This window comes from Polaribacter sp. SA4-10, from assembly GCF_002163835.1.
Taxonomy (GTDB): domain Bacteria; phylum Bacteroidota; class Bacteroidia; order Flavobacteriales; family Flavobacteriaceae; genus Polaribacter.
On record NZ_CP019331.1, the window covers coordinates 3174110 to 3194931 of the forward strand.

A 20822-nucleotide genomic window follows, 5' to 3' on the forward strand; every position below is an offset into this window, starting at 1 on the left:
AGCCGCTTAAAACGAACAAAAGACCTGGTAGCTCAGTTGGTAGAGCATCTCCCTTTTAAGGAGAGGGTCCTGGGTTCGAGCCCCAGCCCGGTCACATTTTTTTTTAAAACTCTGTATTTATTTACAGAGTTTTTTGTTTTTAATAAGTAGTTTTTTGCCCTTAGGTCTATTTTTTTAGATCATTTAATCTTTTTTTCTTTTTTAAAAAATAAACTACTTTTTTGTATCTTTCCCGGGGTCTAAATTATTATTATGGAAGAAAATATTGATAAAAATAGTAGTGTAGAAAATTCTAAGCAAAATGTTCAAAACGATGCCAAGGGATTATTTGTTAGCATTAAAAAATATTTAAAAGAACTTTTAGATTTTAGAGATGATACGGACCATGAAGCAACTATTAATGCAATCAAAGCAGATATTCCTTTTAAAGGAGCCACAGCTTGGATTCTTATTTTTGCTGTTTTTGTGGCTTCTATAGGTTTAAATGCAAACTCTACTGCTGTTGTTATTGGAGCCATGTTAATATCGCCTTTAATGGGGCCTATTTTAGGGCTTGGTAGTGCTTTTGCTATTAATGACATAGAAGTTTTTAAAAAATCTGCCATAAATCTTGCTACAATGATTGTATTAAGTTTATTGGCGTCTTTTGTATTCTTTTATTTTTTCCCTTTAAGTGAAGATACTTCAGAGTTATTAGGAAGAACAAAACCAGATATTAGAGATGTTTTAATTGCTTTTTTTGGGGGTTTAGCTTTAATGGTTGCTAGAACAAAAAAAGGAACCGTTGCATCCGTGATTTTTGGAGTTGCAATTGCTACAGCTTTAATGCCTCCATTATGTACTGCAGGTTATGGTTTAGCGAAAGGTTTTTCTGGAGATCCTATTGGTTTTACCTACGCTTTAGGAGCAATGTATCTTTTTACAATTAATACTATTTTTATTGCTTTAGCAACATTTTTAGTTTTAAAATTATTGAGTTTTCCAATGCATAAATATGCAAATGCGGCTAAAAGAAAACGATATGCTACAATAGCAACTGTTGTTGGTTTTGCTGTAATGATTCCCGCCGTTTATACATTTATTAGTGCCTTAGATGAAAGTAGAGTAAACGCTCAATTAAAAAAGTATGTAAAAAATGAAGTATCTACAATTGAAAACTTTCAATTAATTGATAAGGATTATAATTCTGATACTAAAGTTTTAAAGCTTAATTTTTTTAATGAAGTAACCGTTGCTGAGAAAAATATGTTGGAAAGTAGGTTAATGAATGACCCAAGGTATAATCGTTTAAAGGATGTTAAAATACAGATTAAAGGAAGTGATACTAAAAGTTTTGAGTTAATAACCACAGCTTACACAGAAAAAAGACAAGAGTTACAAGAAAGTAAAAACATCATCGCTGGTCTTCAAAAACAAATAGAAGATTTACAAGGAACAATTTCTAATTTAAATAATAGAATTGAACAAGATGCTTTAAACAAAAACAAAAAAGGAATTGCTTTTAGTAGTATTGCTAAAGATGCAAAAATTAGATATAATGATATTCAAGAAATAGGGTTTTCTAAAGTTTTATCTTCTAAAGATTTTATTAAAATAGATACAATTCCTCAAGCAATTATTAAATGGAATCCTATTTTACCAGATAGTATTATTAGCCCAAAGGAACGAGAGTTAAGGGGTTGGCTACAAAAAGAAATGAATTTAGATACCCTCTTTATAAAAAGAGATCAATAACAAAAAAGGCTTCCAAATTTGGGAGCCTTTTTTATTGAAATAATTTTACTTCTACATTTTGATTAAATAGGTAAACTTTTTTATTGGATGTGTTTAGACATTCAAATCTAGTTCTGCGTTTATTTCCTCTCTTGTAAATTATTTTTTTAAAGATGAATAAACTGCCAAAAGGAATATTAAATATAAAGTTCTTTCCGGTTTCTGCCATATTTCCTTTTAATACTAATGATAAATTAACATCAGCATCTGTACTTGCTTTTGGATTTTTTAAATATTTTGCTAAAAAAGGAAGTATTTCTAATGGATAAATTTCAGGCCTTAAAAAAGGCAACATTAAATGTTGAAAAACTGTTTTCCATTCTTTCCCATGAGGCACAACTCGCCCAAATTTTTGATGTGTAACATGATGTGCAATTTCATGGACTAACGTTAATAAAAATTGATATTGATTCAGGTTGTTGTTTACTGTAATTTGAAATCGTCCATTCGGTAAACTTCTAAAATCTCCATGTTTTGTTTGTCTTTGATTTACAATCTTTAAATCAAACGAATGTTTGTCAATTAAAAATTGTACAAAAGGAATTGATTTTGGTGGAATGAAGTTTTGATAATCTGAATTCAATTTCTAGTTTTTTACGGAGTTGTAGAAGAAACTTGCAATACTTTTCCGTTATAAAATTTATTTCCTGTTAAAGAAAAATCAAAGATATAATTCGCCATTTCTGAAGCAGAAAGAGGTGCTTTGTAATCTGGGAAAGCTTCTGCTAACATTTCTGTTTGTACAGCTCCTAATGCTAAAACATTAAAAGCAATTTGTTGCTCTTTGTATTCTTCTGCTAATAATTCAGACAAAGTAATTACGGCACCTTTTGCAGATGAATACGCTGCTAAACCGGGGAATTTCATGCTTCCTTGAATTCCTCCCATAGAACTTATGGTAATAACATGACTTCCTTTTTTCATAAATGGAATCATTAATTTAGTCAATTCTGCAACTGCAAAAACATTTACTTTATAGACTTCTAAAAAATCATCCGAAGATAGATCGGTAAAAGGCTTGTTGATTAATTTCCCTGCATTATTGATTAAAATATCAACATGTTTCCAGTTATTTTTAATAAAGGCTGTTACTTTCTGTAAATCAGAATTAACAGATAAATCAACAGAAATTAAAGTAATATTTTTATGGTTAAAGTCTTGTAAAGGTTTTGTATTTCTAGACAAAGCTAAAACTTGATGTCCGTTTTCTGCAAATTGTTTGGCAAGTTCAAATCCAATCCCTCTGCTTGTTCCTGTTATAACAACGTTTTTCATTTTATGATTTTTAAAGTAGCAATCTACTCAATTTTTCATACATTTAAAGACTAATTTATATTCAAATGAAGAAAATAGGATTACTTTTTTTAGGGTTATTTTTTATGCAAAATATAATAGCACAAACTACTTATATTTTATGCGGAAAATTAATTAACACAAAATCTGGAAAGATTGAAACTAAAAAGACAATTGTTGTTAAAGAAAACAAGATTGTAAATGTAATGGATGGGTATATACTGGTCAAAAGCAAAACTGCAAAAACAATTGATTTAAAAGATAAAGTTGTAATGGCTGGTTTAATAGATATGCATGTGCATATAGAAAAAGAGTTTGATGCAAACACTAGAATAAATAGCTATATTAATAATGAAGCAGATGTTGCCTTTAATGCTGTTGGTTTTGCCAAATCTACATTGTTAAACGGATTTACAACGGTTAGAGATTTAGGAGGCACAGGTGTAAATATTTCTATAAGAAATGCTATTGACAAAGGTAAAATTCCTGGTCCAAGAGTTTTTACGGCAGGTAAGTCGTTGGCAACAACCGGTGGTCATGCAGATCCAACAAATGGTAGTAGTAGAAAATTAATTGGAAATCCAGGCCCAAAAGAAGGTGTTGTGAATTCTTTTGAAGACGCAAAAAAAGCAGTAAGACAGCGTTATAAAAACGGAGCAGATTGTATTAAAATAACAGCAACTGGAGGGGTTTTAAGTGTTGCTAAGTCTGGTGATAATCCTCAGTTTACTATTGAAGAAATAAAAACAATTTGTGATACTGCAAAAGATTATGGAATGCATGTTGCAGCGCATGCTCATGGAGATGAAGGAATGCAAAGGGCAATTATTGGAGGTGTAAAAACCATTGAGCATGGCACGTATATGAGTGATGAAACAATGGAACTCATGAAAAAACACGATGCCTATTTAGTGCCAACAATAACTGCGGGGAAAGAAGTGGCCGAGAAAGCAAAAATTAAAGGATTCTATCCAGATATTGTAGTTCCTAAAGCGTTGGCGGTTGGCCCTCAAATTCAAGGAACTTTTGCAAGAGCATATAAAAAAGGAGTTGGAATTGCATTTGGAACAGATGCAGGGGTTTTTAAACATGGAAATAACGGAAAAGAATTTGGTTTTATGGTGGAAGCAGGAATGCCAGCTATGGAAACGATTCAATCTGCAACCATCACAAATGCAATGCTGTTAAAGATGGAAAATGAAATAGGACAAGTACAAAAAGGGTTTTACGCAGATATTATTGCTGTAAATGACGATCCTATAAAAAATATTTCGACAATGGAAAATGTAGTTTTTGTAATGAAAAATGGAATCGTTTATAAAAAATAATTAGATGAAAAAATATGTCAATTTAGTATTCGGAATTGTAGGTATACTTATTATAATTAATACATTTAGAATTGATATTGCTTCCAAAGATTTCTTTGGATATCAATTAAATATTTGGGTATATAGAGCAATTTGGGGCTTTATCTCTTTTATCTCTTTTTTACAGTTTTACTATAAACATAAAGACGGTATTAATCAAAAGTAATATGTTGATACGCTCCAATATCTGGAGAACTAGTTCTATCAACACCTAAAATATCTAAAGAAAAGGTAGTTGTTTTTGCCTTGTTTATTAGATCGCTTTCTTCCCCAATAATAAAATCTTCATTTTGAGTATCTCTAAAATTAGAGAAACCATTTAAGATGATATCTTGATAAAAAGTAGCATTTGTAAAGTCTAATTCTGCTGTATCTGTAAAAGAATCATTACTATCATTAAATTGAATTAAACAATTGCTAATAGTATAATTAAATAAACTTCCTTCAACTTTATCTAAAACGAACTCAATATTATTGTTTCCATCAAAAATACAGTTGGTAAAATTAGCCGCTTTTAAATCTCTAGTTTCTGTAATTTCCTCTCCTGCATCATTATTATAAACAAAGAAGTTATTTACTATTACAGCAGGTAATTGACGCAAACTATTGTTCCAGTAATTTGCAAAAGTACTATGTGTAAAATTATAAGTTCCACCAATTGTTGCAGCTAAAGAAGCTTGCCCGGCAGAACCAATTACAACATTATGCGCTTCAATATTTGTCTCTCTTGCAAGAATACCAAAGTTAGAATGATTGTAGATTTCTGTGTTTTGTAATTTTAAGGTTGGAGTAGAAGGAGAACCAATACTATCAATTAGAATTCCTATAATTCCGTTTTTTATCTGAGCATGATAAATTTCGTTGTCTTTACTTCCTGCTCTCATCCAGATTGCGCCCCATTGTCCAGAAATATTTGAGAAACCATTTTCTAAACGATCTCCTTCAAAAACTACTTTTTCGGTTAAAGTTCCATTTACTTTTAAACTCGCTTTATCATCAACGATTAAACCAGAATTATTATGAAAATGCACTTTTGCACCAGCTTCAATAGTAAGTGTGTTGTTAGCCGGAACTGCGGCATAACCATAAATTACAGTTGGTTTGGTATTTGTAAAAGTAAGTTCAGCATCTGTTAGAAATCTACCTTGAATAGAAGTTGGCGTTCCATCTAGGGTTAAGCTATCAATTTTCATAGAAATAGCATCTCTACCTGGAAAAATAAAATTAGCATCTTGTACTAAAGTGACCAAATCTACATCTTGTTGATTGCTTCCTGTATCAAACAAAATTCTATCTGTATATAATGGGTTTGGAATATTAGAAACGTCTATAGTAGTTTCTACAAAAACATAAATACTATCATTGGCAAGAATATCAATTTCAGTAAATTCTTTACCAGGAATTCCATCAACATTTAACCTATAATTAGAAGAAGTGCCATTTTCTAATTTAATTTCTGGAATTGTAATGCTATTATTTCCTCTATTATATACCTTTAAATTATAGGTTGCAGAACCAATATTTGTAAAGACAGTATCTAAAAAAATGGTGTCTTTAGAAAACGCTAGGCTTCCAAAATTCGGAATTGTAGTAAAATCTTTTCTACAAGAACTTACTGAGATAAAGGCAATACAAATAATGAATGTAATAAAGTAACGCATAAAATTATGTTGTGTCTCCTCGAGTGCAGGCGAGAGGTTAATTCAGGTTTTTACTTTGCTTAGCCTGACATTTTATTAGATATAAAATAGAACTTATTATTTAATAAATTATTGCTTTTTAATCAATTCAATTTCAAATAATTTACCCCAGTTTTTACCGGTAACAAATAACCTGTTGTTTTCTTTGTCAAAAGCGATGCCGTTTAAAACTTCGTCTTGTGGAACCAACTTTTGAGTTTTTTCCATTTCCTTTTTTAAGTTCTTTAAGTTAGCAATACCTTCTACAATTCCTGTATTTGGATCTATAATAACAATAGCGTTTTGCTGATATTTATTAGCGTATATTTTTCCGTTTATTAATTCTAACTCATTCAAATCATCTAACGCATATTTGTTTGTGTAAACCTGTATCGCTCTTTTTTCCTCTTTAGTTTCAGCATTTAAAAACCAAATTTTATGAGAACCATCAGACTTTATCAATTCAGTTTCATTGTGGGTTAATCCCCAGCCTTCTTCACTTTTAGTATAACTAAATTCTTTTTCTAGCTCAAAAGTATCTAAATTGTAAATAAACCCTTTTTTGTTTTGCCATGTTAACCAGATAATTTTATCGTTAACAATTGTCATTCCTTCACCAAAATATTTTTTATCTAAATCTATTTTTTTAAGTACTTTACCTGTTTCTAGTTCAACCTTTCTTAAAGTAGATTGTCCTCTACGTCCAGTAGTTTCATATAAAAAACCATTATAATACTCTAAACCTTGCGTGTATGCTTTTGTGTCATGAGGATATTCGTTAATAATTTTATATTCATAGATAGCAGGAGCTTTATCCGCTAAAACCTCAAAAGAATTATTTGTTTTTTTAGACTTTCCTGGAAAAAAAGCCAATGCAGAAATTTGATGCTTACCAACACCAAAATCTTTTGTGTTAATGGTTGCAGAATTTCCTTCAGAAGCAACTTCTTTACCATTTACAAAAAACTGAACTTTATCTACTGGTTTGCTGTTCTTTTCTGTTAAAGTTACTTTAAGAACCTTGTTTAACGTTGTTTTTTTAGGCGTATTTAAGCTAAATTTGTAGACATCAGAACAAGAAGATAGTACCAATAGCATCGTTAAAAAGGCAATAAAAGTGAATTTATTTTTCATTATTTATATAGATTTTAATGTTTTAAAACGTAAATATTCAGAAAAAGAGGTTAGAAAAACAACTTTTACTCCGTTAAAGTAAGACTAAATTTACCTAAACTTTCAATAAGACCAAATAAAAACAAAATATTTATTTGTAAATTGAAAAATAAGGTTAAATTTGCAAACTCAAAATAGTTAAAAAATAGCTATTTAGAGATTAGAGTTTTCGCTTTACCAACTTAAACTCATGCAAACATAACATTAAAGTATTAAAATATATAAAAATGAAAAAAGGAATTCATCCAGAGAATTACAGAATGGTAGCTTTTAAAGACATGTCTAATGAAGATGTATTTTTAACACGTTCTACAGTAGACACAAAAGAAACTTTAGAAGTTGAAGGTGTTGAGTATCCTTTAGTAAAATTAGAGATTTCTAGAACTTCTCACCCATTTTACACTGGTAAATCTAAACTTATTGATGCTGCAGGACGTATTGATAAATTTAAAACGAAATACGCAAAATTCAAAAAAGATTAATCTTTTTAGAATTTTCAACATATTTAAAACTCCAACATTTATTTGTTGGAGTTTTTTTTTATACTGAACTTGTTTCAGTATCTCTCCATTTATTGCTGTATCTACTTTTCTTATGCTCATTTACAGCATGCAAACACAATAAGGGATGTAGAGAAATTTACGAGCGAATTATAAACAAAGGACAGCCCAAAAAATTAGCATTGATATTAGTTTCTAATAAACTATTAAAACAGGCTTTTGAAAACGCGAAATCAGGGCATCGTTATGAGCCAACTTTTGTGTTGGTATTTGTGGCTAAATAGTAAATAAAAACTAAAAAAAAATGAACAAAAAAAGCTTACTTATAAAATTAAGCCTAGCATAATAGTGTGCAAAATTAATGAAGAAAAGCGTTATTTTTTAGCTCAGTTCTTTGTTGGCATTTCGCTTATTCTAAAACATAGAGTTATTAAAATTTATTTTTTTCTTATGTAAATAATTTTTCCGATACCTTTATTATTTGAAATTTTAGTATAGACAGTTTCTTTATCGAAATCTAAAGAACGAATTTTCTTTTTTTTATTTCTATCTCTGAGAAGTTTTGTTTCTTCTTTATTTATTCTCTCAAGTCTATCTAGTTTACTAACTAGTATATGTTTTATTATTTCAAATTCTGTTTGGTTTAATTTGCTATCTACCGCTTTTGTAATATTTTGTTGTTTCAATAATGTTATGAAATAAGAGGTCTTAATATCTACTTCTTTACATATTATATTAATATTTTCTTCTTTTAATTTTTCAAGAATAATAGACTGTGATTTTTCTTTTTCCAGTTTTAATTTTTCCTTTGTTGAAATAGTTATCTTTTTTACTTTTTTTAGAGGAACATATTCTAATTTTTCTTTTTTTGAGTTAGAAACATTTTCAGATTCGCTTTCGATTAAAAATTTAAATAATTCAAGTTTAATAAATTCTAGGGCTGATTTCTGAATTTGTTTATCGCTATAGATAGTTTTAATTTTTTCAATAAACTTATTTAACTCATTATTATCAAAAGTATTTTTACAAAAAAAATCGTGTATTTCTGGAAAATTAGTTATTAAACTCATTTTGTTGTTGAATTTTACTTATGAATGTCAACGTCTCGGCTATGCCCAGTAAGGGTTTTCGAAGCTCAAGCCTTTCGGATTGCACTTAGCCAAAGCGTTGTATTTTATTTTTAACTTATTCATTTTTTAAAAGCCAAATCAACGATTTGGCGGACTTGCTACGAGAACAAATCTTTCAATTTTGCAATAAACCCCTTATTGTGTATAGCCATTGTTGGCAGTAGTATTTTTTCAATTAAACTTTTTTTTATTTCAATTCTGGTCTTGCTCAATACAAAGTCAGATAGTAGTTTAATAATTATCAACTCTATTAGTCCAATTGTAGTGGCTATTGCTGATTCATATTGAGGGAAATTCTGTTCAATAAAAGGTTCATATACTTCATTGTATAAATACCCAATTATCATGAAGCTTATAAATCCAACTAATAAAAATTGGAGCATGGTTATTGTCAATTTATATCTGGAAGTCACAATGATAAAACCTAAGTATCCTGCGATAAAAAAATACAAGTAAAACCAACCAATCATATCAACTGTGAGTTGAATAATCCCCCAAACAAATAGGAAGATTAGCAAGCAGGTGAAGGTTTGAAGAATTACTGTTTTCATTTAAAGTCAGTCGATTTTCGGTGTTGTAACTAATAACCAAAGCCAAAATAAGGCCCAAACTAGTCCGACAGAATTGAAAATTAGTAGTCCTAAACTTTCACTAAATTTTCTCTTAAAAGCTAGCCCTGAACTAATCATTAACAGGTTAATCGATAATGAAAACGGTACGAGTAAAAGACCATAACCCATTGCACCACCTGAATTTTTTATAGTGACGAAACTAAATGGTATGAAATAAAGATTCGTCAAAAAAATGAGTGTCGATATGGTGAAATTTGCTCTTTTCAATTCAGTTGTATTCTGATTAATTACTGACGTTTTATATTACTGCCAAATTGTTTATATGCAGAACTTTTGTCCGCTTATTGTTCTTTTTTGAGGGGATAAACGGAAGTATTATGCTTTATAGCAATTTGCTTTATTAAAGTAAATATAAGTATTAATAAATATAAATTTTACGGTAAACCGCAATTTTAACTGTGGATTTCCGCAAAATAGTACTTCTCAATTAAGGTTTTATTCAAATCGGTTATAAGTCTTTTACGTCCAAGAAAACAGCGTTTAATGCTGCTGTGTCTTATGTATTGAATAATACAGTAGGAGGTACGGTACCCAATTTTACAGTTAATTATTCTTTCGCTTTTATTAAGTAGAGGTGATTTATCTTGAGTTTAAATAGTGCAACCGATTTAGTAACCACTGGTCAAGTGGTTTTTGATTGGGATGTTGCCTCAACAGATCGCAATCTTAATGCAACAGGTAAAGTAATGGTGTTGGTTTACAATCCAAGCAACAAAGAATCCATTTTCAATTCTTGGTGGTGCGGATAGAACAGTAGGTTCTTAAGTTGTAACAATTCCAACTACCTATGTTGTACCTTTTAATTAATTCTTATTAAAGTCAATAAAATTAGTTATTACAAGGTGTTATCCTTTTAGTGTTCTTATAAATTTATCATTTTTATAGAGCACTTTTTTTGTTAATTTTCCTTTTTCATTATAGTTTTCAAAAACACCATTTCTTAGATCCTCTTTAAATTTTCCTTTTTTCATCACTTTACCATTTTCATAGTATCTTTTAGTGAGTCCATTTAATTTATCATTTTTATACGTTTGAATCCATGACATTTTACCATTTTCAAAATAGATTTCAAAAACACCATTTTTTTCTCCATTTATGTAATTCTCTTTTAACTTTAAGTTGCCGTTTTCAAAATAAGTTTCATGGACTCCTTCCTTTATATCATTAATGTAGTTTCCCTTTAAATTTAAATTACCGTTTTCAAAATAGGTCTCAAAAGATCCATTTAGTTTACCACTAATAAAAGTGGTTTTAGTAAATAATTGGCCATTCTGGTAATATTTAATTAATGTGCCATTTCGTTTACCATGCTCATAGGTTGATTTTTCCTTTAGTTGACCATTCTCATGATACTCAACATAGGGTCCATCAATTTCTCCCGCTTTGTATATAAACTTTTCTTGTAATTTCCCATTTTTATAATACTCTTCAAATAGTCCTTCTCTTTTACCGTCTTTATATGTTACAATATCTTTTAATTGTCCATTTTTGTAATATGACTTTATGGTGCCTTGTGGAGCGCCATCTTTCCAAGTAAATTTAAAATGTAAATTTCCATTTTCATAATATTCTTCAGTAATACCATCTGGTGAAATGTCTTTCCATACATATCTTGCGTGAAGTTGTCCATTTTTAAAATAACTCTCAAAAAGTCCGGTTTGCTTTCCCTTTTTAAATGTTGTTTTAACTTTCAGTTGACCATTGTCATAGTACTCTTCAGAAAGCCCTTCTTTTACTCCGTCTTTTACATGAAATTTTACTTTTAGTTCGTTATTTTCATGATTATGATAAATAATACCGTCCAATTTTTCTCCATTCAAAAGATATATAAATTGTCCGTTAGTGTCTTTTATCTCAACTTTTGAAAAAGGTATTTCGTTTTGAGAACTTAATAAATTAAGGGTCAATAGTCCAATAAGAACAAATAAAATTGAATTTTTCATGACTTCAAATATAAATTAAGGTAGCCAAGTTTTTATGAGTACTAAATGACGTACATCATAAGATTAAAGCACAAAAATTTATTTCAGCATTCCATTTTCTTCAATTTTTGACCACGGAATAACAAATAGAGTCTGTACAAAGCGATGCGCCTATGTGGTAAAAAATAGTTTATTTAATCAATTTTTGGGTTTAATTCCCCAACGCTTGCGTCGAAATAAAAAAGGAATTCCTATTTGATACCTAGTACCCTTGGGTCGAGGTAGTTTATTTAATAATTTGGGCATTACTTTTCAGGTTGGTCTTTTCTTGGGGCAATCCTAAATTAGTTTCTAATTAAGTTTAATTTTTAGATGCAAAAAAACCGTTTCAAAACACTAAAATAACTTTAGCATACTAAAACGGTTTCAACTTTTAAACAAATAAACGCATAAAGAATTACACGTTTATAAATGGTGTGCTACATATAATCTTCAATTGGGTTACAAGAACAAATTAAGTTTCTATCTCCAAAAGCATCATCAACTCTTCTAACAGAAGGCCAAAATTTATTCTCTGCAATATATGCTAAAGGAAAAGCTGCTTGCTTTCTAGTGTATGGTAAATCCCATTCATCAGCAGTTAACATTTCTTGTGTATGAGGTGCGTTTTTTAATGGGTTATTTTCATTCTCTTTTGTTGCTTCAGAAATTTCTTTTCTTATAGAAATCATCGCTTCACAAAAACGATCTAATTCAGCAATACTTTCAGATTCTGTAGGTTCAATCATCATGGTTCCTGCAACTGGGAAAGAAACTGTTGGTGCGTGAAAACCATAATCGATTAAACGTTTAGCAATGTCTACAACTTCAATTCCGTTTTGTTTAAAATCTCTGCAATCTATAATCATTTCGTGCGCAGCTCTATTCATTTCACCTGTAAATAAGGTTTCAAAATGACCATGTAAACGCTCTTTTATATAGTTTGCATTCAAAATAGCATTTTTAGTAGAATTAGTTAGTCCTTTTGGACCTAACATGGTAATGTATCCGTAAGAAATTAAGCAAGCTAATGCAGAACCCCAAGGTGCAGCAGAAATAGCTGTAATAGCCTTATCTCCTCCTGTTTTAATTACAGGGTTTGTTGGTAAAAAAGGAACTAATTGAGGCGCAACACAAATGGGTCCAACTCCTGGTCCACCACCTCCATGAGGAATAGCAAATGTTTTATGCAAATTTAAGTGACAAACATCTGCACCAATAGTAGCAGGGTTTGTTAACCCAACTTGGGCATTCATATTTGCGCCATCCATATAAACTTGTCCACCATTGTTATGAATAATTTGTGTAATTTCCTTAATAGCCTTTTCATAAACTCCGTGAGTGGAAGGATATGTAACCATTAAAGCAGACAAATTATCTTTATGTAAAAGGGCTTTTTCTCTTAAATCTTCAACATCAATATTTCCGCTTTCGTCCGTTTTTGTAACTACCACTTTCATTCCTGCCATTACTGCTGAGGCAGGATTTGTACCATGAGCAGAAGCCGGAATTAAACAGATGTTTCTGTGAGCATCTCCGTTACTTTCATGATAAGCTCTAATAGTCATTAAACCAGCAAATTCTCCTTGTGCACCAGAATTTGGTTGTAAAGAAGTACCAGCAAAACCAGTAATAATATTTAATTGATGTTCTAATTTTTTTAAAACCTCTTGGTATCCTTCAGCTTGATTTAAAGGAACAAAAGGATGAATGTTTCCCCATTGAGGATTACTTAAAGGTAACATTTCTGATGCTGCATTTAATTTCATTGTACAAGAGCCTAATGAAATCATAGAATGATTTAACGCTAAATCTTTACGTTCTAACTTCTTTATATAACGCATCATGTCTGTTTCAGATTTATACGTGTTAAATACCTCATTTTCTAAAAAGGGTGTATTTCTCAAGATATTTTCTGGAATTACATCAAAATCAGCATTAAAGGATTTTTGTGTTAAAATTTGATGAAAATCGTCAACACCTTCTGCAGTAGCAACAGATTTCTTTTTTAATTGACCAAAAATGGTGAACAATTTCATTAAATCTTTCTGTGTAGTCGCTTCATTTATAGAGATAGAAATATGTTTATCATCTAGATAATTAAAGTTTACTTTAAAAGATTCTGCAACAGACTTTAATTTAATAGCATCTATTTCAACCAATAACGTATCAAAATAAGAAGTGTTTAGCTGGTTAAAACCTGCTTTTTCTAAATAATTTGCAACTAATTTTGTTTTATTATGCACAGAATCAGCAATAAACTTTAAACCTTCTTTACCGTTATAAACTGCATACATTCCTGCCATTACAGCTAGTAAAACTTGTGCAGTACAAATATTAGAAGTCGCTTTTTCGCGTTTAATATGTTGCTCTCTAGTTTGCAAAGCCATTCTTAAAGCACGGTTTCCATTTCTGTCTTTGGTAACACCAATAATTCTTCCAGGAATACTTCTTTTGTAGTCTTGTTTTGTTGCAAAATAACCAGCATGAGGGCCTCCATAACCTAATGGAATTCCAAAACGTTGTGTTGTTCCAACAACAACATCAACTCCAAATTCTGCCGGAGCTTTTAATTTTACTAATGATAAGATATCAGCTGCAACGGCAACTTTTATGTTATTTTCATTCGCTTTTGCTACAAAATTCTCATAATCATAAACTTGTCCATGTTTTCCTGGATATTGTAAAATTGCTCCAAAAAACTCATTAGAAAAATCGAATTCTTGATGATTCCCAACCACTAATTCAATGCCAATAGGAATAGAACGTGTTTGTAAAACCGATAAAGTTTGAGGTAAAATTTCTTCAGAAACAAAAAACTTATTTACACCTGCTTTTTTCTGCGCTCTTTCTCTAACATCAAATAATAAAGCCATTGCTTCTGCAGCGGCAGTTGATTCATCTAATAAAGAAGCGTTTGCCAGTTCCATTCCTGTTAAATCACAAACCATCGTTTGGTAATTTAACAATGCTTCTAACCTTCCTTGAGCAATTTCTGCTTGATAAGGCGTATAAGCGGTGTACCAACCTGGGTTTTCAAGAATGTTTCTTTGAATTACACTAGGTACAATTGCTTCATGATATCCTAAACCAATATAACTTTTAAAAACTTTATTTTTTTCAGATAATTTTTGAATATGCGCTAAATACTCATATTCACTCTTTGCAGGCGCTAAATCTAACTCGTCTTTTAAACGAATGTTATCTGGCACAGTTTCGAAAATTAATTGTTCTAAACTGTCAGCTTTAATGGTTGTCAACATCTTTTTTTGTTCCTCTTTATTAGGTCCAATATGTCTTAGTTCAAACGAATTTGTATTCATTAATGAGGTTTTTTTAGTACTTATCTCAATCGATATAGTAATGCATTTTTCAAACATCAAAAATAAGTAATTAAATAGACTCTCTTTTAATAGAAAATGAATAAAATTCAGTTAATTATTAACTAAATAAGAAGGTTATGAACAGAAACCTTATTTTTGTGAAATGCGGATTTTAAAATTAGTGTTCGATTTCTATATAAATGCCAGTATTCACGTTGCATTAGCGGTATATTCTTTTGTTAGAATTACAGAAATTTATTTTGGACTTGCTTATAATGAACCTTTAGATTATTTTATCTTTTACGGAACAATTACAGGTTATAATTTTGTAAAATTTGCTGGAGTAGCAAAATTGCATCATAGAAGTTTAACGAAGGGTTTAAAGATGATTCAAATTTTTTCATTCTTTTGCTTTTTAGCAATGTGCTATTATGGGTCTCAAGTAGCAATAAAAACATTGCTTTTCGCAATTCCTTTAATGTTGTTAACTTTTTTATATGCGGTTCCTCTTTTAAGTGGATTTCAAAAAAATTTACGCGTAATTAGTTACTTAAAAATTATTGTTGTTGCTATCGTTTGGGCTGGTTTTACGTTGCTTTTGCCTGTTTTAGATGCGGGTAGAGAGCTATCAATAACGGTAGCTTTATATGGTGTTCAAAGATTTTTAATTATTGTTACTCTTATACTTCCTTTTGACATTAGAGATGTAAAATATGATGCTATTTCACTACAGACAATTCCTAAAAAAATAGGTTTGGTATTAACTAAGAAATTAGGTTTGGTGTTAATGCTTTTTGCATTGGTAATCGAGTTTATGGTATCACCACAAATACAGGCAAAAAATGGATTTTTAGTTTTTTTCTTTTTAGTTATAATTTTCTTAATGAGAGCCAAAACAGACCAGTCAAAATACTATAGTTCTTTTTGGGTAGAAGCGTTACCTATTTTTTTCTGGTTATTTCTTTTAGGAATTCATAATTTTTAGCCCTTATATTATAGTTTATTGTAGACTCACTAATATTTATATCAAACTAAAAGAGATACAATAAAACTTTAAATTAGCTTCTTAATAACCTATTTACTTTGTAGATTTACATGCTTAATTTATAACTAAGATTCATAGAAATGAGTACTGTAAAAAGAAATTATATTTTCGATTTTGATAGCACTTTAACACGTGTTGAAGCACTAGATGTTTTAGCCGAAATTACATTAGTTAACAATCCTAAGAAGAATGAAATTATTCAAGAGATAATTGACATTACTAATTTAGGAATAGATGGTGAAATCTCCTTTACAGAATCCTTAGAACGAAGAATTAAATTATTAAAAGCAAACGAAGCAGATTTATCTGGGTTAATAGTTGCGTTAAAAAAGCAAGTTTCTAAATCTATAGAAAGTAATAAAGAATTTTTCGAAAATTATTCTGAAGAAATTTATGTAATTTCTTGCGGATTTAAAGAATTTATAGATCCTATTGTTAAGGAATATAATATACCTTCAGAAAGAGTATTTGCAAATACTTTTAAGTTTGCAAAAGACGGAGAAATTATTGGTTTTGATGCTGCCAATCCATTGTCTCAGCACAATGGAAAAATTCAGTGTTTAAAAGACATGAATTTAGAAGGCGAAATACAAGTAATTGGAGATGGTTATAGCGATTATGTTACTCGGGAAGCCGGAGTTGCAGACAAGTTTTTTGCATACACAGAAAATGTGTCAAGAGAAAAAACTACAGAAAAAGCAGATCATATTGCACCAAATTTAGACGAATTTTTATACATAAACAAGTTGCCAAGAAACATCTCATACCCAAAGAATAGAATTAAAATATTATTATTAGAAAATGTACATTCAGATGCTTTTACAAAGTTATCTACAGATGGCTTTTCTGTTGAAACAGTTTCTAAAAGTTTGTCTGAAGACGAATTGATAGAAAAAATAAAAGAGGTACACGTTTTAGGTATTCGTTCTAAAACAAATGTTACACAAAAAGTTATAGATGCTGCAGATAAATTAATGGTTGTTAGTGCATTTTGTATTGGTACCAAACAAATTGATTTAGATGCGTGTAAAGAAAAAGGAATCGTTGTTTTTAACGCACCTTATAGTAATACACGTTCTGTTGTTGAATTAGCAATTGGAGAAATTATTATGTTAATGCGTAGTGTTTTTCAAAGAAGTACAGAAATTCATAACGGTCAATGGAATAAAACAGCAGAAGGCTCTAGAGAAGTTCGTGGTAAAAAATTAGGAATTGTAGGGTATGGTAATATCGGGAAACAATTATCGATTTTAGCAGAAGCTTTAGGAATGGATGTATATTATTATGATGTAGAAGACAAGTTAGCGCTAGGAAATGCGACTAAAATGAATACTTTAAAGGAATTATTAGAAATTTCTGATGTAGTTACTTTACATGTTGATGATAATGCTGCGAACAAAAATTTCTTTGGAGAAGAAGAGATTTCTCAAATGAAAGATGGCGCACATTTAGTGAACTTAGCAAGAGGTTTTGTAGTTGACATTAATGCATTAGCCAATGCTTTAAAAAGCGGAAAACTAGCAGGAGCTGCAGTAGATGTGTATCCTTCAGAGCCAAGAAAAAACGGTGAGTTTTACACAGAGTTAAAAGGATTGCCAAACGTAATTTTAACACCTCACGTTGGTGGAAGTACAGAAGAAGCGCAAAGAGATATTGCAGATTTTGTGCCAAGTAAAATTATGGGGTACATGAATTCTGGAAATACAGTAGATGCAGTAAACTTCCCAAATATTCGTTTACCAAGACAAACAAATGCACATAGGTTTTTACATATTCATAAAAATGTTCCTGGTGTAATGGCAAAAATCAATAAGATATTAGCAAAGTATGATTTGAACATTATAGGTCAGTATTTATCTACAGATCCAAAAGTGGGGTATGTAATTACAGATTTAGATAAAGAATATAACAAAGAAGTTATTGAGAAATTAAGAAATGTAGAAGGAACTATTAAGTTTAGAGTTCTTTATTAATCACTTCCTTTTTTAAAGTATAAAAATACCTTTAGATTATTTAATCTAAGGGTGTTTTTTTTTGAAGCATTTTCCTGCTTTTTAGTATCTCTTTTTATGCTGAATTTATTTCAGTATTTCGCTTTTAAAAGTAAGTGATTTATTTCTTAATAACAGATACTTAATAGAGTTCAGCGTAAAAAGGTTAAAAATAGCAACAGATATTTGAACGGTTTCAATTAGGGCGAGACTAGTTTGCTAACATTTATTTATTACAGGGAAAAGTAATCTGTTTATAAAAGAATACAATGCTACTTTTACAGGAGTAACAAAGTAAATAAAAGTGAGTTATAATTTAATTCCCTTTTTCATATTGATGATTTTCTCATCTTCTATATTTAAATAACGTTTGCTACCCAAATACCTGTTTTTATTAAATTCATCATAGTTTGGTTCCTTTTTATTTATAGAACTCAAATGAACATTTCCAGAAGCATGAATAAATTCACCTTTGTCATTTCCAAGCCAAATACCAACATGAGTTACACGTTGCTTTTTGTCTTCAGTAGCTTTTCTTCCAAAGAATAATAAATCACCTTTTTGTAAACCTTCAAAAGTTAAGTTATTATCCACTGTTTTTCCAGCATAAATTTGCTGAGAAGCATCTCTAGGAATGATAAATCCATTCATTAAATACACCATTTTTGTAAAGCCACTACAATCAATTCCTTTAGATGAGGTTCCTCCCCATAAATAAGGGAAACCATTCATTTTCTTAGCAATACTTTCAATATTTTCTTTTGGTGATTCTAGGTTTTTTAACCAATAATTATAGATTACGGCTTCGTTTTTATTGACAAAACCAATTCTGTTGTCGGGATATTTTACTTCATAAAATACATTGTCTTCAGAAACATATTGTAAGATTCCACCTAAAGTAATGTCAGAAATAATTTCAGAATTCACAGATTTATCAACATGTACATAACCGAAATTTTGAGTAAAAATTATTTTCTTCGATTGATTCCAAGCATCAAATTGCGTTTTATTCATTCTTGTAATTCCGCCTTTATCAACCCAAGAAATATAATTATCTGGAGTTTGAACTCTGTAAAAATCTCCTTTTTTATCTAATACCTTTAAAGACATTCCTAGTAAACCCTGTGTTCCTAATTCAGCAGAATGTTTTGGTTTAGAACGAATGTTAATTACCGAGTTTCTTGCGACTGCAAAATGTTTATCTCCAACAGCAGAATCTGGTAAAACACGAACGTTATTTGTAAATGCTAATTTTCTATTTTTTAAACTATCTAAAAGTATAGAAAAAACTTTTTTAGTAGTCGTTTCTCCTTCTAAAATCAGTTGATTGTCAGCGAATTCAAAATGAACATCAAAAAGTTCAACTCTTTTGTCAGGAGCAAAAGTTGTCTTTAAAATTGAATGAATATTTTGCAGTTCGTTAATTGTTTTTGTGTCATTTTCACAAGACATAAAAAGAATCAAAATTAGTACTGTAAATGGTTTGAGAATTCTCATTAATAAATATTTTCTGCTAAAGTACAAAAAATCAAAACTCAAAAAATTGAATTCTCAATAGGATTGTTTTATATTTGGAGTAAATCATTTTTACTCGATGCAATATAAAAACTCGTTAGCATTTGCTAAACAACAAGATAAAGAGGATAAACTTTCATTCTTACGAAATCGATTTCATATTCCGAAAGATAAAAACGGAAATAACTGGTTGTATTTTACAGGAAACTCTTTGGGTTTGCAGCCAAAAGCGACTAAAGAATACATTAATCAAGAGTTAGAAGATTGGGCAAATCTTGGAGTAGAAGGTCATTTTGAAGCAAAGAATCCATGGTTAAATTATCATGAATTACTCACAGATAAAATGGCAAAAATTGTTGGAGCAAAACCTATTGAAGTTGTTGTTATGAATACATTAACAACCAATTTGCACTTGTTAATGGTTTCGTTTTATAGACCAACAAAAGTAAAATATAAAATCGTTATAGAAAGTGATGCGTTTCCTTCAGATAGATACGCAGTGCAATCTCAATTAAAGCTTCATGGTTTTTCTGAAGAGGATCTTATTGAATGGAAACCAAGAAAAGGAGAAGAACTATTAAGTATTGAAGATTTAGAAAAAATTGTTTCTGAACAAGGAGATGAAATTGCGTTATTATTAATTGGTGGCGTAAATTATTACACTGGCCAATTTTTAGATATTAAAAAAATCGCAGAAATAGGACATTCAAAAGGTTGTATTGTTGGAATTGATTTAGCGCATGGAGCAGGAAATATTCAACCAAACTTACATGATTCTGGGGTAGATTTTGCAGCTTGGTGTTCGTATAAATATTTAAATTCTGGACCAGGAAGTTTAGCCGGACTATTTGTCCACGAAAAACATGCTAAAAATAAAGAGTTACCTCGTTTTGCCGGTTGGTGGAATCATAATGAAAAAACACGCTTTAATATGCGTCAGCCATTCGATGTGATGGAAGGAGCAGAAGGTTGGCAATTATCTAACCCACCAATATTATCTATGGCAGCAATAAAAGCTTCTTTAGATCTATTTGATGAGGTTGGAATGGATGCTTTACGAGAAAAATCAGAAAAACTAACAGGTTATTTTGAGTTTTTAATTAATGAAATGAATTCTGATAATATTAAAATAATTACACCAACAAATCCAAAAGAACGAGGATGTCAATTATCGATTCAAGTAAAAAATGCCGATAAAAATTTACATAAAAAATTAACAGAAAATAATGTTATTACAGATTGGCGAGAGCCAGATGTTATACGTTGTGCGCCTGTACCATTATATACTTCTTTTGAAGACGTATATAGCATGGTGACTATTTTACAAACTTTATTGTAAAGTTGTTAAACTGAATTTATTTCAGTTTATTATTAAATGAAAAGGAAATTAAATAAAAAGTAAAAATGTCTTCTAGAGCATTTCCTTTCAATCAAAAATAT

At 30.1% G+C, this 20822-nt stretch carries 16 protein-coding genes, 1 tRNA gene and 2 pseudogenes; 10 read left to right on the top strand and 9 right to left on the bottom strand.

Going from position 1 to position 20822, the window contains the following annotated elements; translation table 11 throughout:
* The first annotated feature begins 21 nt into the window (after window positions 1-21).
* Window positions 22-94 (top strand) — tRNA-Lys (locus BTO04_RS13895).
* 158 nt (window positions 95-252) lie between these two features.
* Window positions 253-1734, top strand: a complete 1482-nt coding sequence (locus BTO04_RS13900) for a DUF389 domain-containing protein (protein ID WP_087565071.1) — start codon at window positions 253-255, stop codon at window positions 1732-1734.
* A gap of 31 nt (window positions 1735-1765) precedes the next feature.
* Here BTO04_RS13900 and BTO04_RS13905 read toward each other — a convergent pair whose 3' ends face one another.
* Both BTO04_RS13905 and BTO04_RS13910 read right to left on the bottom strand, forming a co-directional pair.
* The gene (locus BTO04_RS13905; protein ID WP_087565072.1) at window positions 1766-2356 is read right to left on the bottom strand and encodes a SprT-like domain-containing protein; all 591 of its coding nucleotides are present in this window, start codon (window positions 2354-2356) and stop codon (window positions 1766-1768) included.
* Between the two features lie 11 nt (window positions 2357-2367).
* Window positions 2368-3048 carry an SDR family oxidoreductase gene (locus BTO04_RS13910; RefSeq protein ID WP_087565073.1) on the bottom strand — a complete coding sequence of 227 codons (681 nt, stop codon included), beginning with the start codon at window positions 3046-3048 and terminating at the stop codon, window positions 2368-2370.
* A gap of 65 nt (window positions 3049-3113) precedes the next feature.
* Here BTO04_RS13910 and BTO04_RS13915 point away from each other — a divergent pair, with 65 nt between their 5' ends.
* Complete coding sequence (locus BTO04_RS13915) at window positions 3114-4394, top strand: amidohydrolase family protein (RefSeq protein WP_087565074.1); 1281 nt, start codon at window positions 3114-3116, stop codon at window positions 4392-4394.
* Between the two features lie 4 nt (window positions 4395-4398).
* Window positions 4399-4599 (top strand): hypothetical protein, encoded by a 201-nt coding sequence (locus BTO04_RS13920; protein WP_087565075.1) that lies wholly within the window; start codon window positions 4399-4401, stop codon window positions 4597-4599.
* Here BTO04_RS13920 and BTO04_RS13925 read toward each other — a convergent pair.
* Window positions 4586-6094: a hypothetical protein gene (locus BTO04_RS13925; RefSeq protein WP_087565076.1), complete on the bottom strand. Its 1509-nt coding sequence runs from the start codon at window positions 6092-6094 to the stop codon at window positions 4586-4588. The two genes, BTO04_RS13920 and BTO04_RS13925, sit on opposite strands and share 14 nt — an antisense overlap.
* A 108-nt stretch (window positions 6095-6202) precedes the next feature.
* The gene (locus BTO04_RS13930) at window positions 6203-7246 is read right to left on the bottom strand and encodes a glutaminyl-peptide cyclotransferase (protein ID WP_087565077.1); all 1044 of its coding nucleotides are present in this window, start codon (window positions 7244-7246) and stop codon (window positions 6203-6205) included.
* A 266-nt stretch (window positions 7247-7512) separates the two neighbouring features.
* On the opposite strand from BTO04_RS13930, the gene BTO04_RS13935 reads away from it, so the two are divergent.
* Together BTO04_RS13935 and BTO04_RS15555 are read left to right on the top strand one after the other, a co-directional pair.
* Entirely contained in the window at window positions 7513-7767 is a 255-nt protein-coding gene (locus BTO04_RS13935; protein ID WP_087565078.1) for a type B 50S ribosomal protein L31, read from the top strand.
* Window positions 7768-7868: 101 nt separating this feature from the next.
* Window positions 7869-8069 (top strand): annotated as a pseudogene (locus BTO04_RS15555) (IS110 family transposase); the annotation flags it as partial.
* Between the two features lie 153 nt (window positions 8070-8222).
* Here the strand turns inward: BTO04_RS15555 and BTO04_RS13945 are convergent.
* Both BTO04_RS13945 and BTO04_RS13950 read right to left on the bottom strand, forming a co-directional pair.
* The gene (locus BTO04_RS13945; RefSeq protein WP_087565079.1) at window positions 8223-8855 is read right to left on the bottom strand and encodes a hypothetical protein; all 633 of its coding nucleotides are present in this window, start codon (window positions 8853-8855) and stop codon (window positions 8223-8225) included.
* A gap of 158 nt (window positions 8856-9013) precedes the next feature.
* On the bottom strand, window positions 9014-9466 hold the full coding sequence (locus tag BTO04_RS13950; protein WP_157662475.1) for a hypothetical protein: 453 nt from the start codon (window positions 9464-9466) through the stop codon (window positions 9014-9016).
* A 572-nt stretch (window positions 9467-10038) separates the two neighbouring features.
* Here BTO04_RS13950 and BTO04_RS15560 point away from each other — a divergent pair.
* Window positions 10039-10296: pseudogene (locus BTO04_RS15560) on the top strand (DUF6266 family protein).
* Window positions 10297-10392: 96 nt separating this feature from the next.
* Here the strand turns inward: BTO04_RS15560 and BTO04_RS13955 are convergent.
* Together BTO04_RS13955 and gcvP are read right to left on the bottom strand one after the other, a co-directional pair.
* Window positions 10393-11490 (bottom strand): toxin-antitoxin system YwqK family antitoxin, encoded by a 1098-nt coding sequence (locus BTO04_RS13955; RefSeq protein WP_087565081.1) that lies wholly within the window; start codon window positions 11488-11490, stop codon window positions 10393-10395.
* A gap of 458 nt (window positions 11491-11948) precedes the next feature.
* Window positions 11949-14831, bottom strand: a complete 2883-nt coding sequence (gene gcvP / locus BTO04_RS13960) for an aminomethyl-transferring glycine dehydrogenase (protein WP_232455909.1) — start codon at window positions 14829-14831, stop codon at window positions 11949-11951.
* Window positions 14832-15012: 181 nt separating this feature from the next.
* Between gcvP and BTO04_RS13965 the strand changes: the two genes are divergently transcribed.
* Window positions 15013-15816 carry a hypothetical protein gene (locus BTO04_RS13965; RefSeq protein WP_232455910.1) on the top strand — a complete coding sequence of 268 codons (804 nt, stop codon included), beginning with the start codon at window positions 15013-15015 and terminating at the stop codon, window positions 15814-15816.
* A gap of 140 nt (window positions 15817-15956) precedes the next feature.
* Window positions 15957-17849: a phosphoglycerate dehydrogenase gene (gene serA / locus BTO04_RS13970; protein WP_087565084.1), complete on the top strand. Its 1893-nt coding sequence runs from the start codon at window positions 15957-15959 to the stop codon at window positions 17847-17849.
* Between the two features lie 327 nt (window positions 17850-18176).
* On the opposite strand, the gene BTO04_RS13975 is transcribed toward serA, so the two are convergent.
* Window positions 18177-19364, bottom strand: coding sequence for a C40 family peptidase (locus BTO04_RS13975; RefSeq protein WP_087565085.1), 1188 nt, complete (start codon window positions 19362-19364; stop codon window positions 18177-18179).
* A 97-nt stretch (window positions 19365-19461) separates the two neighbouring features.
* Between BTO04_RS13975 and kynU the strand changes: the two genes are divergently transcribed.
* Window positions 19462-20721, top strand: a complete 1260-nt coding sequence (kynU, locus tag BTO04_RS13980; protein WP_087565086.1) for a kynureninase — start codon at window positions 19462-19464, stop codon at window positions 20719-20721.
* Window positions 20722-20822 lie beyond the last annotated feature (101 nt).

Coding starts and splice junctions, on each gene's coding strand:
- kynU (WP_087565086.1), top strand. CDS start 19,462: ATGCAATATAAAAACTCGTTAGCATTTGCTAAACAACAAGATAAAGAG.
- BTO04_RS13935 (WP_087565078.1), top strand. CDS start 7,513: ATGAAAAAAGGAATTCATCCAGAGAATTACAGAATGGTAGCTTTTAAA.
- BTO04_RS13920 (WP_087565075.1), top strand. CDS start 4,399: ATGAAAAAATATGTCAATTTAGTATTCGGAATTGTAGGTATACTTATT.
- BTO04_RS13950 (WP_157662475.1), bottom strand. CDS start 9,466: ATGAAAACAGTAATTCTTCAAACCTTCACCTGCTTGCTAATCTTCCTA.
- serA (WP_087565084.1), top strand. CDS start 15,957: ATGAGTACTGTAAAAAGAAATTATATTTTCGATTTTGATAGCACTTTA.
- BTO04_RS13955 (WP_087565081.1), bottom strand. CDS start 11,490: ATGAAAAATTCAATTTTATTTGTTCTTATTGGACTATTGACCCTTAAT.
- BTO04_RS13915 (WP_087565074.1), top strand. CDS start 3,114: ATGAAGAAAATAGGATTACTTTTTTTAGGGTTATTTTTTATGCAAAAT.
- BTO04_RS13900 (WP_087565071.1), top strand. CDS start 253: ATGGAAGAAAATATTGATAAAAATAGTAGTGTAGAAAATTCTAAGCAA.
- BTO04_RS13975 (WP_087565085.1), bottom strand. CDS start 19,364: ATGAGAATTCTCAAACCATTTACAGTACTAATTTTGATTCTTTTTATG.
- BTO04_RS13925 (WP_087565076.1), bottom strand. CDS start 6,094: ATGCGTTACTTTATTACATTCATTATTTGTATTGCCTTTATCTCAGTA.
- gcvP (WP_232455909.1), bottom strand. CDS start 14,831: ATGAATACAAATTCGTTTGAACTAAGACATATTGGACCTAATAAAGAG.
- BTO04_RS13945 (WP_087565079.1), bottom strand. CDS start 8,855: ATGAGTTTAATAACTAATTTTCCAGAAATACACGATTTTTTTTGTAAA.
- BTO04_RS13930 (WP_087565077.1), bottom strand. CDS start 7,246: ATGAAAAATAAATTCACTTTTATTGCCTTTTTAACGATGCTATTGGTA.
- BTO04_RS13910 (WP_087565073.1), bottom strand. CDS start 3,048: ATGAAAAACGTTGTTATAACAGGAACAAGCAGAGGGATTGGATTTGAA.